General features: G+C 57.1%; 21 protein-coding genes and 2 tRNA genes. 11 read left to right on the plus strand and 12 right to left on the minus strand.

The genetic code is table 11. The features are described from left to right. Positions 1–52: 52 nt before the first annotated feature. Positions 53–235, minus strand: a complete 183-nt coding sequence (locus MME58_RS12760; RefSeq protein ID WP_054985992.1) for a hypothetical protein — start codon at positions 233–235, stop codon at positions 53–55. A 219-nt stretch (positions 236–454) separates the two neighbouring features. On the opposite strand from MME58_RS12760, the gene MME58_RS12765 reads away from it, so the two are divergent. Next, positions 455–1150, plus strand: a complete 696-nt coding sequence (locus tag MME58_RS12765; RefSeq protein ID WP_054985993.1) for a hypothetical protein — start codon at positions 455–457, stop codon at positions 1148–1150. Positions 1151–1206: 56 nt separating this feature from the next. On the opposite strand, the gene MME58_RS12770 is transcribed toward MME58_RS12765, so the two are convergent. After that, positions 1207–2490, minus strand: coding sequence for an NAD(P)/FAD-dependent oxidoreductase (locus MME58_RS12770; protein WP_054985994.1), 1284 nt, complete (start codon positions 2488–2490; stop codon positions 1207–1209). Positions 2491–2671: 181 nt separating this feature from the next. Between MME58_RS12770 and MME58_RS12775 the strand changes: the two genes are divergently transcribed. Further along, a tRNA-Val gene (locus MME58_RS12775) sits at positions 2672–2748 on the plus strand. A gap of 66 nt (positions 2749–2814) precedes the next feature. Here MME58_RS12775 and MME58_RS12780 read toward each other — a convergent pair. Next, positions 2815–3372 (minus strand): GNAT family N-acetyltransferase, encoded by a 558-nt coding sequence (locus MME58_RS12780; protein WP_055006829.1) that lies wholly within the window; start codon positions 3370–3372, stop codon positions 2815–2817. Positions 3373–3446: 74 nt separating this feature from the next. After that, positions 3447–3671 (minus strand): hypothetical protein, encoded by a 225-nt coding sequence (locus MME58_RS12785; protein WP_082427582.1) that lies wholly within the window; start codon positions 3669–3671, stop codon positions 3447–3449. A gap of 426 nt (positions 3672–4097) precedes the next feature. Between MME58_RS12785 and MME58_RS12790 the strand changes: the two genes are divergently transcribed. Next, a tRNA-Val gene (locus MME58_RS12790) sits at positions 4098–4174 on the plus strand. A gap of 135 nt (positions 4175–4309) precedes the next feature. Here the strand turns inward: MME58_RS12790 and MME58_RS12795 are convergent. Together MME58_RS12795 and MME58_RS12800 are read right to left on the minus strand one after the other, a co-directional pair. Continuing rightward, on the minus strand, positions 4310–5371 hold the full coding sequence (locus tag MME58_RS12795) for an SDR family oxidoreductase (RefSeq protein WP_054985996.1): 1062 nt from the start codon (positions 5369–5371) through the stop codon (positions 4310–4312). A gap of 125 nt (positions 5372–5496) precedes the next feature. Beyond that, positions 5497–5859: an NUDIX hydrolase gene (locus MME58_RS12800; RefSeq protein ID WP_054985997.1), complete on the minus strand. Its 363-nt coding sequence runs from the start codon at positions 5857–5859 to the stop codon at positions 5497–5499. Positions 5860–6440: 581 nt separating this feature from the next. Here MME58_RS12800 and MME58_RS12805 point away from each other — a divergent pair. From MME58_RS12805 to MME58_RS12820, 4 genes are read left to right on the plus strand one after another with little or no spacing between them, the layout of a single operon-like run. Beyond that, the gene (locus tag MME58_RS12805) at positions 6441–7433 is read left to right on the plus strand and encodes a TRAP transporter substrate-binding protein (RefSeq protein ID WP_054985998.1); all 993 of its coding nucleotides are present in this window, start codon (positions 6441–6443) and stop codon (positions 7431–7433) included. A 5-nt stretch (positions 7434–7438) separates the two neighbouring features. Further along, positions 7439–7933, plus strand: a complete 495-nt coding sequence (locus MME58_RS12810; protein ID WP_055006830.1) for a TRAP transporter small permease — start codon at positions 7439–7441, stop codon at positions 7931–7933. Beyond that, entirely contained in the window at positions 7930–9216 is a 1287-nt protein-coding gene (locus tag MME58_RS12815; RefSeq protein ID WP_054986000.1) for a TRAP transporter large permease, read from the plus strand. The genes MME58_RS12810 and MME58_RS12815 overlap by 4 nt, the downstream gene beginning before the upstream one ends. Positions 9217–9242: 26 nt before the next feature. Further along, positions 9243–10469: an aminotransferase class III-fold pyridoxal phosphate-dependent enzyme gene (locus MME58_RS12820; RefSeq protein WP_054986001.1), complete on the plus strand. Its 1227-nt coding sequence runs from the start codon at positions 9243–9245 to the stop codon at positions 10467–10469. On the opposite strand, the gene MME58_RS12825 is transcribed toward MME58_RS12820, so the two are convergent. The 4 genes from MME58_RS12825 to MME58_RS12840 form a co-directional block, all read right to left on the minus strand. Next, complete coding sequence (locus tag MME58_RS12825) at positions 10442–11335, minus strand: LysR substrate-binding domain-containing protein (protein WP_055006831.1); 894 nt, start codon at positions 11333–11335, stop codon at positions 10442–10444. The genes MME58_RS12820 and MME58_RS12825 overlap by 28 nt on opposite strands. Before the next feature lie 151 nt (positions 11336–11486). Then, positions 11487–11711 carry a hypothetical protein gene (locus tag MME58_RS12830; RefSeq protein ID WP_233590991.1) on the minus strand — a complete coding sequence of 75 codons (225 nt, stop codon included), beginning with the start codon at positions 11709–11711 and terminating at the stop codon, positions 11487–11489. Positions 11712–12011: 300 nt separating this feature from the next. Then, positions 12012–12437 (minus strand): Rossmann-fold NAD(P)-binding domain-containing protein, encoded by a 426-nt coding sequence (locus tag MME58_RS12835; protein WP_233590992.1) that lies wholly within the window; start codon positions 12435–12437, stop codon positions 12012–12014. After that, on the minus strand, positions 12434–12817 hold the full coding sequence (locus MME58_RS12840; RefSeq protein ID WP_054986003.1) for a hypothetical protein: 384 nt from the start codon (positions 12815–12817) through the stop codon (positions 12434–12436). Before MME58_RS12840 ends, MME58_RS12835 begins: the two co-directional genes overlap by 4 nt. Here MME58_RS12840 and MME58_RS12845 point away from each other — a divergent pair. Both MME58_RS12845 and MME58_RS12850 read left to right on the plus strand, forming a co-directional pair. Continuing rightward, positions 12816–12965, plus strand: a complete 150-nt coding sequence (locus MME58_RS12845; protein ID WP_122386532.1) for an SDR family NAD(P)-dependent oxidoreductase — start codon at positions 12816–12818, stop codon at positions 12963–12965. The genes MME58_RS12840 and MME58_RS12845 overlap by 2 nt on opposite strands. 172 nt (positions 12966–13137) lie before the next feature. After that, positions 13138–14316 (plus strand): DUF2252 domain-containing protein, encoded by a 1179-nt coding sequence (locus tag MME58_RS12850; protein ID WP_055006832.1) that lies wholly within the window; start codon positions 13138–13140, stop codon positions 14314–14316. 40 nt (positions 14317–14356) lie between these two features. Here the strand turns inward: MME58_RS12850 and tspO are convergent, their stop codons facing one another. Then, positions 14357–14797: a tryptophan-rich sensory protein TspO gene (gene tspO / locus MME58_RS12855; protein ID WP_055006833.1), complete on the minus strand. Its 441-nt coding sequence runs from the start codon at positions 14795–14797 to the stop codon at positions 14357–14359. Between the two features lie 503 nt (positions 14798–15300). Here tspO and MME58_RS12860 point away from each other — a divergent pair. Next, positions 15301–18183 (plus strand): bifunctional diguanylate cyclase/phosphodiesterase, encoded by a 2883-nt coding sequence (locus MME58_RS12860; protein WP_055006834.1) that lies wholly within the window; start codon positions 15301–15303, stop codon positions 18181–18183. Between the two features lie 178 nt (positions 18184–18361). After that, positions 18362–18916, plus strand: a complete 555-nt coding sequence (locus MME58_RS12865; RefSeq protein WP_055006835.1) for a hypothetical protein — start codon at positions 18362–18364, stop codon at positions 18914–18916. A 203-nt stretch (positions 18917–19119) separates the two neighbouring features. On the opposite strand, the gene MME58_RS12870 is transcribed toward MME58_RS12865, so the two are convergent. Beyond that, positions 19120–20067 (minus strand): carbohydrate kinase family protein, encoded by a 948-nt coding sequence (locus tag MME58_RS12870; RefSeq protein WP_054986008.1) that lies wholly within the window; start codon positions 20065–20067, stop codon positions 19120–19122. Between the last annotated feature and the right edge of the window lie 4 nt (positions 20068–20071).

The following is a 20071-nucleotide window of genomic DNA, read 5'->3' on the forward strand; positions in this document are numbered from 1 at the left end:
CAAATACGCTGAAGAGGGCAGATCAGCAATACGCTGCTCATGCCCTTACAAGTCAGTTGGCTGCTACAACGTGGGCCTTGACGTGTTTTGCAAGGACCGGCAGCTTGGCCACGCGTGGCTCGATACTGCGCGGCTGATGATGGCGACGGGATATGCGCATCACTCCCCACAGCATCGCGCTGGCGACGGCAAGCCACGAAGCGATCAGCATCACTATTGTCAATTCCAGGCTCATAAGTGCCTCCACATTCCTGCTTTTTCTCACGGTCTTGATAACTGACAGTCTAGTACGGGGCATGTTTCGGTTAATTGACCAGTGGCTTAAGGCTGAGAACTATTTTTGCCATTTCGCTGGGCGGGGGCTCGCGCGCTGCTATACCCGGAACGCTGTCGGCTCTATCATCGCTGCTCAGGTCGGGTCGCGGGTTGCCCGAAACAGTTGAAGTGAGTGAGCATGTTGTCGGTTTCTTTCTTTTCCGGTAAAGCCAGTGCGCTGCGTTCATGGCTGATCGCTGCCTTGCTGGTGGGTCTTGCTGGTTGTTCGTCAATGGTCACCCCCGAAATCAAGCGCCTTCCGGACCGGGTCGAGTTGACATCGGTGCCTTTCTTCCGGGGTAACGCGTATCAGAGCGGGCCGATGGTGTTGGCAAGCATGCTGGCCAACCAGCAGGTGCAGACGACGCCTGGTTTGCTCGATAAGCCGTTGCAACTGCCGGGTGCCGAGGATCGACTCGAGCAGAACATGCAGAAAGTCGCGCGTGAATACGGTTTCATGGTGTATCCGCTCGACAGCCAGTTACAGGACCTGCTGACTCAGGTTTCGGCGGGCTATCCGGTCATGCTTCGTTTTGCCCAGGGCTCCGCGCTTTGGAAAGGACCGCGTTATGCCGTGCTGATCGGCTACAACCGCATCAAAGAGACTGTTCTGCTCAACGCAGGAATGGATCGTCGTTACTCAATGAGTTTCAGCAGCTTTGCGTCGGCCTGGAAAGACGCGGGCAGTTGGGCGGTGCTGATCCAGTCGCCCCGACAGTTGCCGGCCAATGTCGACCGGCAGCGTTGGTTGCAGGCAGCCGACAGCCTGTCTGCATCGGGACAGGAGCAAGCGGCGGGCGAGGCGAAGCGAACATTGGCACGCAGCGTTAAATGAAATCAACGCGGTCAACGAAACGGCACCCATGAGGTGCCGTTTAACTGCCGGCGAACTCAAAAACCCAGTCGGTCACGCAGGCTGTAATACCAGGCGCCCAACGCAGTCAGGGGCGTGCGCAGCATTTGCCCGCCAGGGAACGGGTAGTGCGGCAGGTCGGCGAAGGCATCGAAACGCTCTGCCTGACCGCGCAGCGCTTCAGCCAGCACTTTGCCCGCCAGGTGGGTGTAGGTCACACCATGTCCGCTGCAGCCTTGCGAGTAATAGATGTTATCGCCGAGTCTTCCTACCTGAGGCAGGCGGGACAGGGTCAGCAGGAAGTTGCCGGTCCACGCGTAATCGATCTTGACATCCTTGAGCTGGGGAAAGGCCTTGAGCATCTTCGGTCGAATGATGGCTTCGATGTTGGCCGGATCTCTGGCACCGTAGACTACGCCGCCGCCAAAGATCAGGCGCTTGTCGGCGCTGAGGCGGTAGTAGTCCAGCAGGTAATTGCAATCCTCGACACAGTAATCCTGAGGCAGAAGTGCCTTGGCCAGCTCATCGCTCAGCGGCTCTGTGGTAATGACCTGAGTCCCGCAAGGCATAGACTTCGCTGCCAGCTCCGGGACCAGATTACCCAGATAGGCATTGCCGGCCACAATGATGAATTTCGCGCGGACCTTGCCTTGCGCCGTATGGACCACAGGGTTGGCACCACGCTCGATGCGAATGGCCGCCGACTGCTCGTAAATCGTGCCGCCCAGGGTTTCGACTGCGGCCGCTTCACCCAGTGCCAGATTGAGCGGGTGAATGTGGCCGCCGGTCATGTCCAGCAATCCGCCGATGTATTGATCGCAGGCGACGACCTCATTTATCCGCCGTTTGTCCATCAGTTCAAGGCTGGTGTGGCCGTAACGCTCCCACAACCGCTGCTGGGCTTCGAGATGCGCCAGTTGCTTGCCGGTCAACGCTGCGAACACGCCTCCATCCTTCAGATCGCACTGAATGCCATAACGGGAAACCCGGTCGCGGATGATCGATGCACCCTCAAAAGCCATCTGTCCCAGTAATTGTGCCTGGCGTGGCCCTACGGTGCGCTCGATTACATCAATGTCACGACTGTAGCTGTTGACGATCTGCCCGCCATTGCGCCCCGACGCGCCAAAGCCGACTCTGGCGGCTTCCAGCACCGTGACCCGAAATCCGTTCTCCAGCAGGAAGAGAGCACTGGACAGGCCTGTATAGCCAGCGCCTATGACACACACGTCGGTTTCGACTTCACCCTGCAATGCCGGACGCTGCGGGGCGGGATTGGCCGAAGCTGCGTAATAGGATTGAGGGTAGGGCGTGTTAGCCATCCTGAGACTCCGTTTAATATTCTTGACGATTGCGCCGATCCTACCCGAGATATAAAAGCTCTGCCAGCAACAGACAAAAGAGTCATTCCTTGCAAGCTGGCAAAAAACGCTTTAATTCATAGGGTTAGCAAAAAAACCGATTGACACGTAGGTGGATATCCGTAGAATGCCGACCCACAGCAGGCACGTAGCTCAGTTGGTTAGAGCACCACCTTGACATGGTGGGGGTCGTTGGTTCGAGTCCAATCGCGCCTACCAGATAAAATCCGCTCTGCTGGGCGGTAAGAAAAGGGTCAACCGGGAGGTTGACCCTTTTTTTGTTTTTCAGGTACCGATGACTGAATAGATTCGTGTATTGCGCAACCCGCCTTCAACACTTGTTCGGTCTTGTCGAAGAGTGCCTTCATATTCAAATCCTACGCGCTCAGCGAGTCGCCGGCTTGCAAGATTTCTTTCATCCATCGTTAAAAACACGCGACGAGCCAGTAAATGCTCAATTGCATAGCTGACCAATGCAGCAACGCCCTCCCTGATCAAACCTTTACCGAGGTATTGAGTCCTGCCCCAGTAACCCACTTCGAAACTACGCAAGGTCCAGTTCACATAATGCAAACCGCTGCCACCTACCAATGCGCCGTTGGTTTTCAGGAAGAGAAATGCCATGAGGTCCTCATTCATCAAAAATCGGGCATAGGCGTGGCGGCAAGACAGTTCTGATTGCTCGATACTTGGTGTAGGTGTAGTCCAAGCCAGCCATTTCTTCAGATGCGCTGCCGACTCGGTAACGGCCTGATTAAACACGATGCCGTCACCTGGCTTTGCAACGCGAATCAGCAGGCGCTCTGTCTGGATTTCTGCAGGTAGCAGGTTGGATTCCTTCATAAACAGTGCTCGGGATGCTTTCTATTGCCGACAGATTTTCAAAGGGGGAGACAAAACAAAATTCAAAGGTTTCATCAGTACTTTGAGCCTACCTTTGTATCTGCTTTGCATGGTTTCCAATCAGGCGATGGGGGAGGGCCTGAGATGTCTTTAATGGCAATGACGATCCCGTTAGCTCCTACTTTTGCATAAGACTTCGGGCTTGCTGGTTTTTCTTGAGAGGCAGGCCTGCTTTCATTGCCGATCTGATCCGAGCCTGATTCGTTATCAACCACTATTGCGGCCACTTCTTCGTCCATGATTTCTCTCCAGCGTAACGTATATAAAATTTTAGCCCAGTAGTCATTGATGGCTCCGGGCGCGTTAACTATGAACTCAATCCTTTACTCGCTAAATTATCTCTGCTAACGGCCAGGCGGGGTCAGTTTAATGCACCTATCTATTCAAGGATCGAGGCACAGGTGTGTTAATAAGGTTATGGCGACTTGATGATGAGTGATACTGCTAAATTTGCTAGGTAAGGCATGGACGATGCCGGGACAAAGTGAGGGTGGATGCGCAACGATGTCATGAATCGCTTGAGCACTACCCCGGCAACGCCGAACGAAATTTTTGATGCCGCCTGATCACTGATCATCGGCCTTAAAAAATTCACGTATTCAGAGAGTTACTGCAAAAAAGAATTTGACAGGTATTCGAATATCCGTAGAATGCCGACCCACAGCAGGCACGTAGCTCAGTTGGTTAGAGCACCACCTTGACATGGTGGGGGTCGTTGGTTCGAGTCCAATCGCGCCTACCAGACAAAATCCGCTCTGCTGGGCGGTAAGAAAAGGGTCAACCGAGAGGTTGACCCTTTTTTGTTGTGCCTGCCCTACCTATCGCCAGTGCCAGCTCTCATGCCAATGCGAGCGTTGGCACGAGAGGGCGGGCAGCCTCAGGGGATCAGTCGATCCTTGCGCAGCTTGTCAAACACGTCGAAGAACGCATCGTCACTGGCCTGAAACGCAGTAAAGCCCAGCTTGCGGCTTTTCGACATGTCGGTGACCACCTCAATGGGACGCCCAAGATCGGCATCGCTGTGCCACGGCGAAATCAGGCGGTTGATATCACTTTCCTTGAGCTGATGCTCGCGGACAATATCAGTCCAGACAGCCTGATCGTTGGCCATCTGCGTTTCCAGCGGAGCAGGCTGGTCCGGGAAGGCGGCTGGTTGCAGGCCGAAGTATTCAGCAATCTGCCCCCACATCCAGCTCCAGCGGAAGACGTCGCCATTGGTAATGTTGAACGCCTGATTGGCCGCTGCAGGTGTCGTCGCAGCCCACAGCTGCTGATGGGCCAACTGGCGTGCATCGGTCATGTCGGTAAGGCTGTCCCACTGCACACGCGAGCCTGGGAACAAGAAAGGCCGCCCGGTTGCCTTGCAGATCGAGGCGTACACGGCGAGGGTGGTCGCCATGTTCATCGCGTTGCCGACCGCTACACCGGTTACAGTGTGCGGACGATGAACGCTCCAGGTAAAACCGTCCTTGTCAGCGGCAGCGAAGACCTCGTCTTCCTGCGCATAGTAGAAGTTCTCGATGTCCAGGCGCGCCTGCGTCTCCCGGAACGGCGTCTGGGGCAGGGTGCCTTTGCCGTAGGCCTCGAACGGGCCGAGGTAATGCTTGAGCCCTGTTACCAGCGCTACGTGCTGCACGCTGCCAGCGGGGCGCACGGCGTCCAGCACATTGCGCACCATCGCAGCATTGACGCGGATATTTTCCGCCTCAGTGGCCTGACGCGACCATGTGGTAATGAAAACGTGGGTGGGTTTCAAATCAGCCAGGGCCGCACTGACGGACTCCCGGTTCTGCAGGTCTGCAGCCACCGGGATCACGCCGGGCCGCGCTGATGGGCTGCGGGAGAGAGCGGCAACCTGCCAATCGTTTTCCAGTAACAACTGTGTGATTGCACTGCCGACAATGCCACTTGCGCCAACAACCAGGGCGGTCTGAGTCATGGGGATCTCCTGAGACGGGGGTGAAAGTAATGAACCGTCTGCTGTTTCAGAACAGCATCAGGCCATACCGTTCAACCCGATCGTCCTGATCACGTTGTGGCATGACTTCGTGCGCCTGGCATTTCTCAGGACCTTTGGGCGTATGACTTGACGATGGTCTTGGTCGCGCTGCTGGCTTTAAGGTCGGCGAGCTTTTCCGGCGCAATCCACTTGCAAGCCGCAATCTCGTTCTGTGGCGACGGCTCGCTTGAATCCGGAACCTGCGTTGTAAACACGTAATGGGCAACCTGATCCTTTTCGTACACCGCGAGGTATAGCAGGTCGAGGTTTTCCAGCCCCGTCTCCTCGCAGAGTTCACGCATTGCAGCCTGCGCAGGAGTTTCCCCGGCTTCGATCTTGCCGCCCGGCAGTGCCCAGCGGGACTTGGGTTTGCGCACGTAGAGGACCTGGCCGTCACGTTTGCAGATGACTGTCGCTCGTTGTTTCATGATTCGTTCACCTGTTAAAACGTCCGTTGACATGAGTATCTGCAAGGACTTCGTGAACTTGAGACTCAGGGGCAGTCAGCAATAGTCACTAAAATGTAATAAATAGTTCATTTTTGCGACCGCGACAATCAGGCAGCGCTGTGAAGCGGCATGAGCGAGTCGCAAATGCAGACGTCGTGTTGGTGTCGACGCTTTGAGTGATTATGGACATCAGGGGGCGATTGCCAGTCATCGGTTCAGGTAATACGACGTACGGCGTGTTTTCGGAGGTACAGCGCTCCGCTGCCACCAGGCAGGCCAGACGCATTCAGGCTGCATCGTGCAGCGTTTGGGCCAGCAGGTAATGGTTATCCCACGACGAAACCGATGCTGTATTCGGCGCAGAAATCCGGCAGGTCCTGAGTCTCCTGATGCCTTCGATCAGTGACCGGCAGACCAGGCGCAAGAGGGCGCAAGTGGTACCTATAAATAAATGTATGGATGCATTACGCATCCTAATCGCAAAACGCCATCTCTCGATTGACGCTAAGCCAACGCGTCGTGATTAATAGCTTCAACGCTATCCACGAGAGTTCGCCGCCATGCTCAGATTTCTGTCTCGTAAAACCGCTGTTCTACAGGCCTGTGCCGGGCTGGCTTTGCTCCTCGGCAGCCACCTGGCGATGGCTGGGCAGACCCTGCGTCTGGCTCATGCTTCTAGCTCCAGCAGTCTGATCAATCAGGCGATGACGCGTTTTGCGGCAGAGGTCAGCGTCGAGACCAAAGGCGAACTGAACGTACAGATCTACCCCGACGGCCAATTGGGTGATGAAGCGCCTATTGTCGACTCGGTCGGTGCCGGTGCGATCGATATCGGCCTGGGCGGATCAACGGACGGTATCGACCCAAGGCTCAATGCCTTGTCGCTACCATTTCTGTTCGAAGACTCGGTCGCCGTGCATGCCTACCTCGATAGCGAGGCGGGCAAGAAATTCCTGAGCATGGGCCAGGATCATGGCTTCGTCATGCTTTCAGCCCTGGACTCTGGCTTTCGCCAGTTCGCCAACAGCAAGCACCCGATACTCCAGCCAGCGGACCTCAGTGGCCTGAAAATACGCACGCCGCCCAATCCGGTGATCCTCGCTACCATCAAGCAACTGGGCGGCCTGGGGCAATCGATTCCATTCGGAGAGGTCTACACCTCACTGCAATCCGGTGTAGTGGACGGAGTAGAGCCCGAACTGCGCGATTTTTACGATCAGAAGTGGTACGAGGTCGCCAGGTACGTCTCGCTGTCGAATTACGTGTGGTCGGCAAACTTCTGGTTCATCAACAAGGACAAGTATGAAAGCCTGAGTGAAACGGACCGGGCTGCCCTGGACAAGGCTGTCGTGACTACCACTGCCTGGTATCGATCTCAACTGGAGGCGGTGTACAGCAAGATTCAGCAGGAAATGCAGGGCAAAGGCGTGAAGTTCAACGACGTCAACCCCCGGCCATTCCGCGAGTTGAGCAATCCGGTGTACGCGCAGTTCGGCAAGGTATGGGGTGAGGATTTCGTCAACCAGTTGCGACGCGACGCTCAAGGCGAGTGACGGCCATGTCTATCAGCCCACATCCGGATCAACCGCCCAGCAGTCGGGCTGAGCGTTGCCTTGCCGTGTTCGGCTCGCTGATGTTTGGCGTCACCTTCCTGGCCATACTGGCAGGAGTGTTCTCCCGTTACTTCAACCTGCATGGCTTTGAGTGGTCATTTGAAATAGCCACCATCGGCTTTATCTGGGTGACATTCATTGGTGCAGTCATCGCCGAACTCAGGCACGAAAATGTGCGATTCCAGGGGTTGGTGAGCATGTTGCCCGTGCCCCTGCAAAGAGCACTCGATGCCTTCGCCAGCGTTGCCTTGCTGGGTATCAGCGTATGGCTGTTGAGCAGCGGTGCCGCGTTCATTTCTCGTTCCGGCTGGATGCCGACCCCGGTCTTGCGCTGGCCTGCCGGGCTGAGTTCACTGGCGCTGATCAGCGCTGCCGCGATGCTTGCGTTACTGGCCGTGGTTCGTCTGGCACGCCTGATTCGCAAGGGAGTACGCCCATGACCGTGCTGATTCTTTTTCTGGCGTTCTTCTGTTTGTTGATGGCGGGTTTGCCCGTCGTCTGGGCAATGGCTGGTGGCAGTATCGCGGCCTTGTTATGGGGCGATCTGCACATGCCGCTGGCCTGGCTTGCCCAGCAAACACTACGCGGTGCCGACTCGTCTACCCTGGCCTCGATACCGCTGTTTCTGCTGGCGGGCGAGCTGATGAACCGTGGCGGCCTTACGTTGCGCATCATGCGGGTAGCGGAACACTGCTTCGGGCGTTTGCGTGGAGGTCTTGGGCTGGTCAACGTGGCTACCGCGTTCGTCTATGGCGGTCTGACCGGATCAGCCACCGCCGATACCGGTACTGTCGCCAAGGTCATGATTCCGGTGATGGAAGCGCGCGGCTACCCACGAGCCTTTGCCGCCGCTGTCACCGCAGCCTCCGGCACGCTGGGCATCATCGTCCCGCCAAGCGTTATCCTGATCATGTTTGGTGTACTGACCAATACGTCTATCGGCGGCCTGTTCATGGCTGGCGTGATCCCGGGCCTGATGCTGGCGGCGGTGTTTATGGTTACTGCCTACGTAGTAGGCGTTCGCGAGGGTTTTCCAAAGGCCGAGGGAAAGATGGACTGGGGCCTTTTCCTGCGCGACACCTGTGGCGCGTTACCCGCAATGCTGATGCCGTTCATGGTACTCGGCTCGATAGTCACCGGCTTTGCCACGGCCACCGAGGCGGCTTCCCTGTCGGTACTCTACGCGCTGTTCGTCGGCACTGTGATTTATCGGCAACTGGGCTGGCGCGACGTTTTCCCGGCCGTGACCGAAGCGGTGACCACCACCGGGTCAGTCATGATCATCATGGCCGTGGCCATGCCGTTTGGCTGGATCCTGACTTTTGAATTGGTGCCGCATACCGTGGCTACCTGGATCGTGGGGCTGCATACCGGTCCGCTAGTCACTATATTGCTGGTGATTCTGGTACTCAAAGTGGTCGGATTCTGGCTTGACCTGGGACCGGCAATGATCATCCTGGCGCCCATTCTGGTCCCCGTCGCCAAGGCAGCAGGCTTCGAGCCTTACCAGATCGGCCTGATCTTCACCATGACCCTGGGTTGGGGGCTGTTCACTCCGCCCATCGGTACCAACATCTTTGTGGTGTGCAACGTCGGTCGTATCGACATCGGTGCCGTTTCACGACGATTGATACCGTTCTGGATTGCAACGGCGTTTGCCATCGCCTTGCTCGTGTTTTTCCCGAACCTGACGCAATGGTTGCCCCGCGTCATGGGCTATTGATCCTTCCCATTTCCTGAGAAAAAAAGATGAAACATTTGATCGGTGGAATTTCCAGCGGTGGCCGCGCTTTGCCCGAAATCGATGGTGAAGCCTTCAGCGTCGTGCGCTCCAGCGGGCCATGGCTCTGGGACAGCCACGGTGTGCGTTACGTGGATACAGCGATGGGGTTTGGTGCAACCATGCTCGGGCACGCTCAGGTGGACGTTATGGCGGCGGCCAGCGCGGCAATGCTCAATGGCCCGATGCCTTCCTTCGCTCACGCCAACGAAGAGGCGGCGGCGGCTGCATTGGCAACATTCACGGGAGATCTCAGCCAAGTCATATTCCTCAACACCGGCAGCGAAGCCGTACACCTGGCCTGCCGGACGGCCCGCATCGCAACGGGACGCCAGCGCATCGTCAAGTTTGCCGCAGGCTATGACGGTTGGTACGACTCTATAGCCTTTGGCAATGCCGGACACGCCTCGGCATTGATGAACGCTTCGCTGCGTCCTGAAAAGGATGGCGTGCTGCTATTGCGTTACAACGATTTTGAGGATGCCGAACAGCTGTTTCGCGATTACAGCGACATTGCAGCGCTGGTGGTGGAGCCCGTGCTGGCCAACGCCGGCTGCATCGAGCCCGCACCAGGGTATTTGAAGCACCTCAGCGATCTGGCCCATCGCAATGGTGCACTGGTTATCCTGGATGAAGTGTTGATGGGGTTGCGCCTGTGCCCCGGGCTGTCCGGTACGCTGCTGGGGGCCGAGCCTGATCTGGCGACAGTCGGCAAGGCAATCGGCAGTGGGATTCCGGTCGCGGCTCTGGTCGGTAAACCCGAGTACATGAGTCTTTTCGAGCAAGGAAAAATCGTACGCGCCGGCACCTACAGCGGAGCGCCGCCGGCGTGCGCGGCAGTGCTGGCGACCCTCAAGCAATTGGCAACAGCCAACTATGCTGCACTGCGGACGCGAGGGGACCGGTTACGCGCCCAACTGGTTGCGGCCTTTGCCAGCAAAGGCATGGCGGTCAGCAGCACCGGATATGGGTCAGTGTTCACGTTATGGCCTTCGGCAGTGCCACCCAGGACCTATGCCGATGCGGCGCAAATGGCAGACAGCGACTGGACGCTCGCACTGCACAAGGCGCTGCGCCGTGAGCGGGTCATGAGCATGCCATTTGCCTTTGGCCGCACTTACCTGACCTTTGCCCATGAGGAGCACGCACTGCAAGCGCTGCTTGACGGCTACAAGGCCGCCATCGCTTCGCTTTGAGACTCACTTTTAGAGCGGTTCTCGGCCTGAAAGCAATCGCGAACGAAATGCGCCAGGCGTCGGGTGTTAAGCAGGGCATGCTCGGGCACCAGCAGCTCCAGCTCGATGCTTGGCAATCCGGGCAACTGCTCGCATTCCAGGATGCGCCAGTCAGAGGGCACGACTGACGCTGGCAATACTGTCACCGAGGTGCCCAGCCGGACAGAATGCATCACGCCCGGCAGGTGAGATGAAGAACTGATCACCCGCCACGGGGTGCTAAGCAGATCGAGAGCCTCGATTATTTGCGGACGGGCACGGCAGCTCTCGGTAAACAACGACAATGGAAGCACCTTCTGTTGTTCGGGAAAATGCCCCGGCGCTGCGCACCACAGCATGGGTTCGCACCTAAGTAATTCACCTCGTACCTTGGCGTTAGAGCGCGTGATTATCGCCAGGTCGATGCTACCTTCCGTAATCATGGCTTCAAGGCGAGAAGAAAAATCACAGATGATTTCCACCTGCAAATGGGGGTGGCGCAGGGTAAACGCCTGCATGAGTTCGCAACCCAGAGACTCAAGGTAGTCATCCGGCATGCCTATGCGAACGCGAGTCGCTTCCTGACCACACTCCAGTGCGGCAAGCGCCTCGTCTTCAAGCATCTGGATGCGCCTGGCATAGCCGATCAGCCTTTCACCGTGCTCGGTCAGCGTGACGCCACGGCGAGAACGTTCCAGCAGCTTGCGCCCGACCCTGGCTTCCAGTCGTCCCAGCATCAGGCTTACAGCTGCCTGAGTCTTGCCAATGCGTTCGCCAGCAGTAGTGAACCCGCCGCAATCAATGACAGCAACAAAAGCGGCAAGACAATCGGTATCGAGATGGCGCATGGGAATACCTCGCATGAAACGTTATAAACGAGGCCCATGCACGTTCCATTCCGTTACTGGAGATGGCGCAACTGGAAAGATCAGTACCGAGGATATTCAGTTGCCTGGCCTTTGCGTTGGCGCTGTATATCCCAGCAATGATAATGATCGGTCAGCGTTTGCGCGATTGATCGATAGCGAATGCCCAGATCGTCCACACTGCGCTGGTTGTCCACGGTAAACGAATGCCGAGATGCTTGCTCAGGTAATCCTGAGTGAGCCCGAAGAACGGCCCGATCAGCCTGACAATAGCGTCGGGGATCTGATAGCGGGGCAATAGCCACGGACGTCGGTGCAGGCGGCGCACAATGCTGGCGATTTCCACAAAAGAAATCATCCGTTTTTCGGCAAGGATTTAACGTCCATGTGCATCAGGCTTGTTTGCCGCAATGATGTGAGCGGCCGCGATGTCCCGGACGTCGACCGTAGTCAGGCTTAGATCAGGCATTCCATAAAAAAGTAACCCCGGAACATTTCATCCAGAAGGAAGAGGCTTCCGGAATCCGAAGCGGGTGTAAGAGAAGGGCCAAGGATCATGCCGGGATTGATAGTGGCAAGACTCCAGCGAGACTGTGCCTCACAGATACGCCATGCCTCTTTCTCGGCTTCCACCTCGGCGTCGTGATAGGGGTTGGTTTCAAGTGTGCTGCTGGTGTTGAAATAGTCTTTCGCTCAGGGTCTCGTTCTTCATGTGCAGGACATCACTGTAATCGCCGAAGATTGCGCCGACAGTGGAGGTCATGACGACGCGGCTGACGCTGGGCGTTTTATCGACACTGCTCAACACATTCCGAGTGCCCCTCAGTGCCGGCTCAAGCATTTCCCGTCGGCCGTCCTTGATTTTTTCAGGCAGCAGAAAAGGTGAGGCAACATGATGATCGATTATGCAATCGCGCATGGGCGTGTCGAATGCACCGTCCACCAGCAGGTCCGCCTCAAATAGATTCAGATGACCCGGGTACTGCTTCTGCAAGGCAAACAAAGGAAGCACTTTTGCCGTATGGGCAAGGTTACGAACGGTGGTATTGACGGTCATGCCGCTGACGAGCAACTGCTGAATCAAGTGGCACGCCGCATCACAGCCTGTTCGGCATCGGGTACGTCGAGACCAACTCCAGCGCCTATAAGTTGTTTGATAGCGAGGCGCATGCAGTGGCCTGCTACTTGCGCGACCAATTGCATCAAAAGACCCGGGCCCATCAATTTGATCAGTTGATCGCTTCTGACAATCCTGATCTGTCCGGCGGCATCAAGTTCGTCAAATCCCAGCGACATGAGGTCTATCTGGAGGCGCATGCGCTCAAGAAATACTTGCGCAAGCTGTTCAATAATATGGGTTGGCCAGCGGTCGACGAAGGGTATTACAAAAGCCTGCGCAACGGCGCTGGTTACATCCGGCGCCCCTGCAACAACAGACAGTCGCCCTTCAGGAGACCTGTTCATGAAAGCTGTCGTCCTGATCACCGGCGCGGCCGGCGGCATCGGCCAGGCGATCTGTGCGCAGTTGATCCAAAGGGCGATGCAACTGGTACTGGCTGATATTGATGAGAAGCCACTCGTCTACTGTAGAAACGGGGCGAAAAGGGCATGAAGAAGTACATCGAGTCGCTCGGCGAGCGCGGGCTGGCGCATAAAGTGGAGGGCATCTGGCGTTTGAAATAGCGTCCCGATGAGCCAGCGGGCGAGATTGGTAATATTGAAATATCTTGAAACATTCGTGCAGTAACGCGAGTCAATGGAATAACTCTCTTCAAGGTTTTCCAATGAAAACGCCTCGCCCCGATGCACGGTTTAAATCCCTTACAAACCTGCGCAATCTAAAGATGGCGCGATCTGCACACGCATTCGTTCGGGGCAACACCGCCCAGTTTTACGAATGGCTCCACAGCCAGTCCGGCAGGCGTCTGCCCAGCGGCCCGCCGGTCTGGATCTGCGGAGATTGCCATGCCGGCAACCTGGGTCCAACGGGGGATTCGAAAGGACGCATCGACATGCACATACGCGACCTTGATCAAGCCGTTATCGGTAATCCCGCCCACGACCTGGTAAGGCTGGGATTGTCGTTGGCAACGGCCGCTCGTGGCTCGGATCTGCCTGGGGTCACGACCGCACGTATGCTGGAAGAGATGATGCAAGGCTACGAAGAGGCTTTTCTGAGTAACGACGATGAAGAGCCTGTTCGCCCGGCCCAGGTAAAAGCCGGGATGCGCAGCGCCGTGCAACGTACGTGGAAGCATCTTGCCAAAGAGCGTTTCGAAGATATTCAGCCCAGCATTCCACTGGGCAAGCATTTCTGGGCACTGTCCCGTGCCGAACGCGACGCCATTAAAGTGCTGTGTGCGACGCCTGAGATTCACGCGTTGGTGACATCGCTCAAAGGTAGATCCCAGGATGACCGGGTGCAATTACTCGACTCTGCCTACTGGGTAAAGGGATGCAGTTCTTTGGGACTGCTTCGTTACGCGGTGCTGATGGGCGTTGGCGATGAAGATGATCAAGAGTTCTGTCTGCTGGATGTAAAGGAAGCAATAGCTGCAGCGGCACCCCGTACCGCCCGAGCTGCCATGCCCAGAGATAACGGCAAAAGGGTCGTGGAAGGTGCCCGGCATCTATCGCCCGGCCTCGGTAGCCGGATGGTGGCCGTCAGGATGCTGGATCACTCATTCTTCATCCGTGAACTGCTTCCCCAGGATATGAAGCTGGAACTGGATGAGCTAACGCAGCCAGAGGCCATGCAAGCAGCAGCGTATCTCGCTAAGGTCGTTGGCAATGCCCATGCAAGGCAGATGGATCTGGCGACACGGGCAGCATGGATTCGGGATCTGCAATCGAATCGGTCCCAGACCCTGGATGCTCCGTCCTGGCTGTGGTCAAGCGTCGTGCAACTGGTGGGCAGCCACGAGCAGGGCTATCTGGAGCATTGTCGACGTTACGCGCTGTAGCGCTTTATGCACGACGCCGACAGACGATAAACCAGGGCGTTTATCTATTGTGGCGCAGAATGGAAACGTTCAGCGCCGCTGCTACCGAGAGCCATACCAGATAGGGGAATAAAATCAGCCCCGTAATGATATCCAGCTGCAATGCCATCACGATCATCGTGGCGACGACAATCCACAGGATCGCAAGAATCACCATCGCAGCGCCGATCCGGTTTGCCCCGAAAAACACCGGTGTCCACAAGGTGTTCAGCGCGATTTGGGCTGCCCACAAGGCGAGCACGGTCTCGCTGCCGGGGATCAGGGTCAAGCGATAGCCTGCCCAGGCGAGGAGCAGGTAGATCGTTGTCCAGGCCACCGGAAATGCCCAGTCTGGCGGAGTGAAGCTCGGTTTTTGAAGCGATTCGTACCATGCACCTGGTTTGAAGATAATGCCGGTTGCGCCGGCGGCGCAGCATGCCAGAAGAAAGATCAAGAAGGTCAGGGAGTGTCCTGAGCGTCAGCAATAGGGGAATGGCTATCCCGGGTTTGGACGCCTGTGCAACAGAAAAGGTCTGTTTTTATGGAGCTGAGGGCTTAAACGCTGCACTCAGCGAGGCCTGCGCGGCCGTGATGCAGTCACGTGTGGTCCGCTTGCTTCAAGCGCCTTTACTGGCCCTGCCTTGTACGCAGCAGCGAGAACTGGTCGGGATACCTGACCAAGGTCAGGAATACGATAGTGCGCGTCACCCTCTGTATAGGGTGTACATTGCTGGCAGTTGTGGGGGATAGGTGTACTGCTGCATATCAGCACAGTAAGCCTCTCGCTCACTTACCGTGCCGGTATTGCGACATGCCTGGTTCTGATCCGTCTCATGCAGGTCTCACCAAAGATTCAAAGGGTCTGCCAAAAAGGTATGAACTTTGCAATAACGTCACTACATGCTTGTAACCTTTGGTCATGGTTTTTAAGGATGACCGCCGTCGGCTCATGTATCTGGTGTTTCCATGACAGTCTCACACCTGGCCACGGGCCTGTGCCCGAGCGTAGCTTCCAGCCCAGACACCACGTTGGCTGCCAACCATGACAGATTTTCCAGTCATGCCCCCATCGATGCCCTGCTCAGCGCGGCTCGGGAGCAAGTGCCGGATATCGCTTGGGCCGCATACGCCGCGGGCGAGCTGAAATGTCTGCTGGGACAGGGAGACGCCGCAGTCGTCTGGCCCGCCCACATCGCTGCCGAGGACTTCGACACGTGTTGTGCTCAATTGCAGCTTCACTGCAGAGTCGCCGGGCAAGGCGAGGGTGTGCTCGGTTGGGTGCTGGTGCCAATGGCCGACAAGGACCACCCGGTGCTGGTGGATCTGGCTGCCAGGCTGGGCTCCCTGTTACAGACCGCAGCATTGATACGCGCGCAGAACACCCAGCGGGTTTTGTATGAGATCAGCCTGCTGGCTAGTTCGACACTGGATCGCGGTGCTTTTCTGCAGGGCATTCATGAACAACTGGGTGCGCTGATCGACGCCGAGAATTTTTATGTCGCGCTTTATGATCGGCAGAGCGGCAAGATCACGTATCCGTATTACATCGACCGTTTCGATGACGAAGCGATGGGGCATGAGACATTCGAATTTCTCGACGCTGATCGAATGTCGCTCACCGGCTATGTCTTGAGCACCGGACAGCCTTTGTTTCTCGATGCTTCCTGTATTGAGCAGGCGAAAGCCGAAGGTCGTTTTTTCTGGGTCGGATGTCTTCCGGAGTTCTGGATGGGCGCGCCTTTGAAAAATGCGTCGGACGAAGTATTCGGGATGGTTGCGATGCAGGTCTATGACGTCTCTCGCGTCTACAGTGCCCAGGATCGTGCATTGTTCTCTGTGGTGTCGCGGCATGTGGCGATGGCGCTGGACCGGTTGCTGCGCCGTACCGACCTTGAGCAGATCGTGGCGCTGCGCACCCAACAGCTTTCTGCTGCCAATGATGCGCTGCGCCAGGAAGTGAGGGATCGCGAGCGCGCCGAGCATTTGCAGAGCACGCTGTTTCAGATTGCCGAGCTTTCCAGCCAGCCTGGCGATATGAATGAGATTTTTCGCAGCCTGCACATGATTGTCGGCGAGCTGCTGGTGGCACTCAATTTCTACATTGCCCTGTACGACAGCACCACGGGCGAAGTGACATTTCCGTATTACATAGATGAATATCAGCCCACGCCGCCGCGCTCACGGCGTGGGCAACGTGGCTTCACCGAATACGTGATAGGCCAGCGGCGACCGTGCCTGATCGATTACGACGATGCGCGCAGGCTGGAAAGCCTTGGCGAAATCGAAATGCAGAAAAACACCGGTCGCTCTTCTTCCTGGCTGGGCATTCCGTTGTTCGATGGCGATCAGGTACGCGGCGTGCTGGTAGTGCAGAGTTATTCGAAGGATGTCAGCTATACCTTGCGTGATCAGGAACTGCTGACCTTTGTCTCACGCCATATCGATACCGCGCTGTCCCGACGCACCGCGGCTGAGGCGATTCATACCGCCAATGTTCTTCTGGAAGCCAGGGTTCGGGACCGCACCCGGGAGCTGGATCAGGCCAATGCCAGGCTTCAGCATGAAAACTCCCACGACTCCCTGACCGGGCTGCCCAATCGCAGTCACCTGCAACATCGTCTGAAACAGGCCTGGCAGAACTTCTGTCTGGACGGCCGGCAGTTGATTGTCATGTTCATCGATCTGGATCGTTTCAAGATGATCAATGACAGCCTTGGTCACCATTGCGGCGATATCCTGTTGGTGCAGGCCGCCGAGCGACTGCGCAGTTGCATGCGTGAAGGGGACCTGCTGGCCAGACTTGGAGGGGACGAGTTTGCGGTGCTGAGCATCGATACGCCCCTGCATACCGGCGCCGACATCGCCCAGCGGATCCTCGCAGCGTTCGAGCAGCCGTTCGTGATCGACGATCACAGCGTCTTTTCTTCTTGCAGCATTGGTGTGGTAGGTGCCGACAGCCGCTTCCATCAGGAGCCGGCCGACCTCCTGCGCGATGCCGACACCGCCATGTACCGGGTCAAGAATGGGGGACGTGACAGTTTCGCGGTGTTCAATCAGGCACTGCGCCGGGAAGTGTCTGACCAGGTTGAGCAAGAGGGTGCGTTGCGCGCGGCGCTGAAACGCACGGATCAGTTGATTCCTTATTTCCAGCCAGTGATTTGTGTGAAGACCGGGCAGTTGCTGGCGTTCGAGGCGCTGATCCGCTGGCGCCTGCCGGATGGGCGGATCGTTGCGCCAGAGAGTTTTCTACCTGCGCTGGAAGGGTTGCGGCTGATAGGCCGTCTGGACCTCTACATGCTCAAATGTGTGGTGAACATTCTGGCGCAACCAGAAAACAGCCATTGGCCGCCTGTGCATGTGAACTGTTCCAGCTACAGCATTACCCGCCCGGCTTTTGCCGCTGAAGTGCTGGCGATGCTTGCCGAGCAGAATGTTGCGCCTCAGCGTTTGTGCCTGGAACTCACGGAGGGCGCACTGGTTGCCGACCCCGAACAGGCACGTCTGTCGATGAAGCAGCTCGCCGAGCAGGGCATGTCGGTCATGCTGGACGATTTTGGCGCGGGTTTCTCTTCGCTAAGCTACGTGCATCAGTACCATTTCAGCGGTTTGAAAATCGACAAGTCGTTTATCTTCGGCCTGGCCTCCAGTATTCGCAGCCGGGCTATCGTGCGTGCAATCGTGCGCATGGCCGAGTCCCTCGACCTGACTGTCGTTGCCGAGGGGGTCGAGGATCTGGAGACCCTGGAGCTGCTGCGTGAAATCGGCGCGACACAGGCCCAGGGTTACTACTTCTCCGAACCGTTGCCGGTCGAGCTGTTGGGCATTAACGTCGGGCGTGCGGCAGGTTGAAGACGGTTTCTTGCGGTAAATGTTTGCCGTAAACGGCAGGGCGTATCTGTTTCTTTGACGGTGCAGGCTGGATTGATCTGACTGTAACTGTTTTAAATCAAGGTGTTATGAGTTTATTGCACACTTGGCACTGGACTTGCTTTTGAACCTGCGCAACACGTTCATCAGGAGGTGAAAGATGATTATTGGCACAAGTGCGCTTGAGCAGCTTGTTTCTCGGGCTGTCGTTGGGCGCAAGACCGTAGACGAGGTGTCTCAGGACGCTTTCAGCTCGGTCGCTGCCGCTGGCCTGACATCAGGTTCGGCACCGGTTACCAGGCAGGTCAGCAGTTCGACATCGCAGGACAGCAAGCAGGACAGTGGTGGTTACAACGAATCCTTTGCGCGGATGATGATCAACCTCAAATCTGCCGGTGATACGTCACTGTCGGAAAAAACGGCTGATCGGGACAACGGTTTCATCGGTTCAGTGGCAAGCGCCACCAGCACCGCTGACACCTCATCGACGGATTCGGTAGAACAGAAATTCATGGATTCTCTGAAGCAGACAGCCGAAGAGAAAGTGCGCGAGAAACTGACGGGCGTCACCCAGAAAGACTACGACGCCATGGCACCTCAGGACCAACTGGCCATCGACCAGAAAGTCCAGGACGCGCTCAAGGACAAGCAGAACAATGTTGCGGATGACATCAACACCCGCATCAGAGGCATCAAGGCCGGGATGGTGGCTTGATCAGTCACTCTACTCAGTGGCTTGTCCAGCGGCTTTAACGACCCTTTCGGGGCAAGCCCGTTCCCACGATCGGAGCGTACAGCCAGTGGCAAGAGGGCTCAGGCCCGCTTGCCACTGCAGTGCGCTGCCAGGGTGGGCTTGAGCTTGCTCACCGAGACTATCGTCCGTATACCGCTGAGAATGCGGATGTATGGCGGTAGCGTTTAAGCCTTGTCACCCAGCTGATGCCGATACGGCAAATCCGGCCCGACCTTCGTGCAGGTCAACGCGGCTGCGCCGACGGCAAAATTCAGCATGTCGTTCAGCATTTCTTTCGAAAGCATCGACAAACCTTGTGGTGTGTCCAGCCGACGCTCACTCAGGAAGGTCAGCAGCGCAGCCTGAAACGTGTCTCCGGCCCCCACAGTATCAGCGGTCACTACGGTTTTGGCGGGCACCGACCACGTGCCGTGCTGGCGGGTAAAGACGCTGGCACCTTGAGTGCCTCGGGTGACGATTACCAACTGGGTTCGCTTGCCCAGCCAGCCCTCGGCGATGGTTTGCGGGTTGCTGTCCGGATACAACAGGTGCAGGTCTTCATCACTGACCTTGATCAGGTGCGCATGCTCGGCGAACGAGGCAATCTGCGTGCGCCAGCGCTGAATGTCCGGTGCCGGGTTGAGGCGCACGTTGGGGTCCAGCGAGATCAGGCGCGTGGCGCTTTCACGGGCGACCAGTGCCAGCAGTGTGTCGGCTATCGGCTGGACCACCAGTGAAAACGAGCCAACGTGAATGCCGCGTACCTGCTCATCCAGCTCCGGGAGATGTTCCAGGCGCAACTGCCGGTCCGCGCAGCCATCGCCGCGAAAACTGTAAGTCGGCGAGCCGTCGCTGCCTACCGCAACCATGGCCAGGGTCGTGGGTGCATCGAATTCGATCAGGTGCCCGGTATTGACGGTTTCCTGCTCGAGCACTGCGCGCAGACGTCGCCCCAGGTAATCGGTGGACAGCCCGGCAAAAAATGCTGCCTCAACCCCCTGACGGCGCAAACCGATGGCCACGTTGAACGGCGAGCCGCCGGCAATGGCATCAAACCCCAGTCTGTTCAGGGACCCGCCATTGTCGGCGCGGGTAAATATATCGAACAGTGCTTCACCGCAAACCAGAAACATAAGT

Source organism: Pseudomonas syringae pv. tagetis (assembly GCF_022557255.1).
Lineage (GTDB): Bacteria > Pseudomonadota > Gammaproteobacteria > Pseudomonadales > Pseudomonadaceae > Aquipseudomonas > Aquipseudomonas caricapapayae.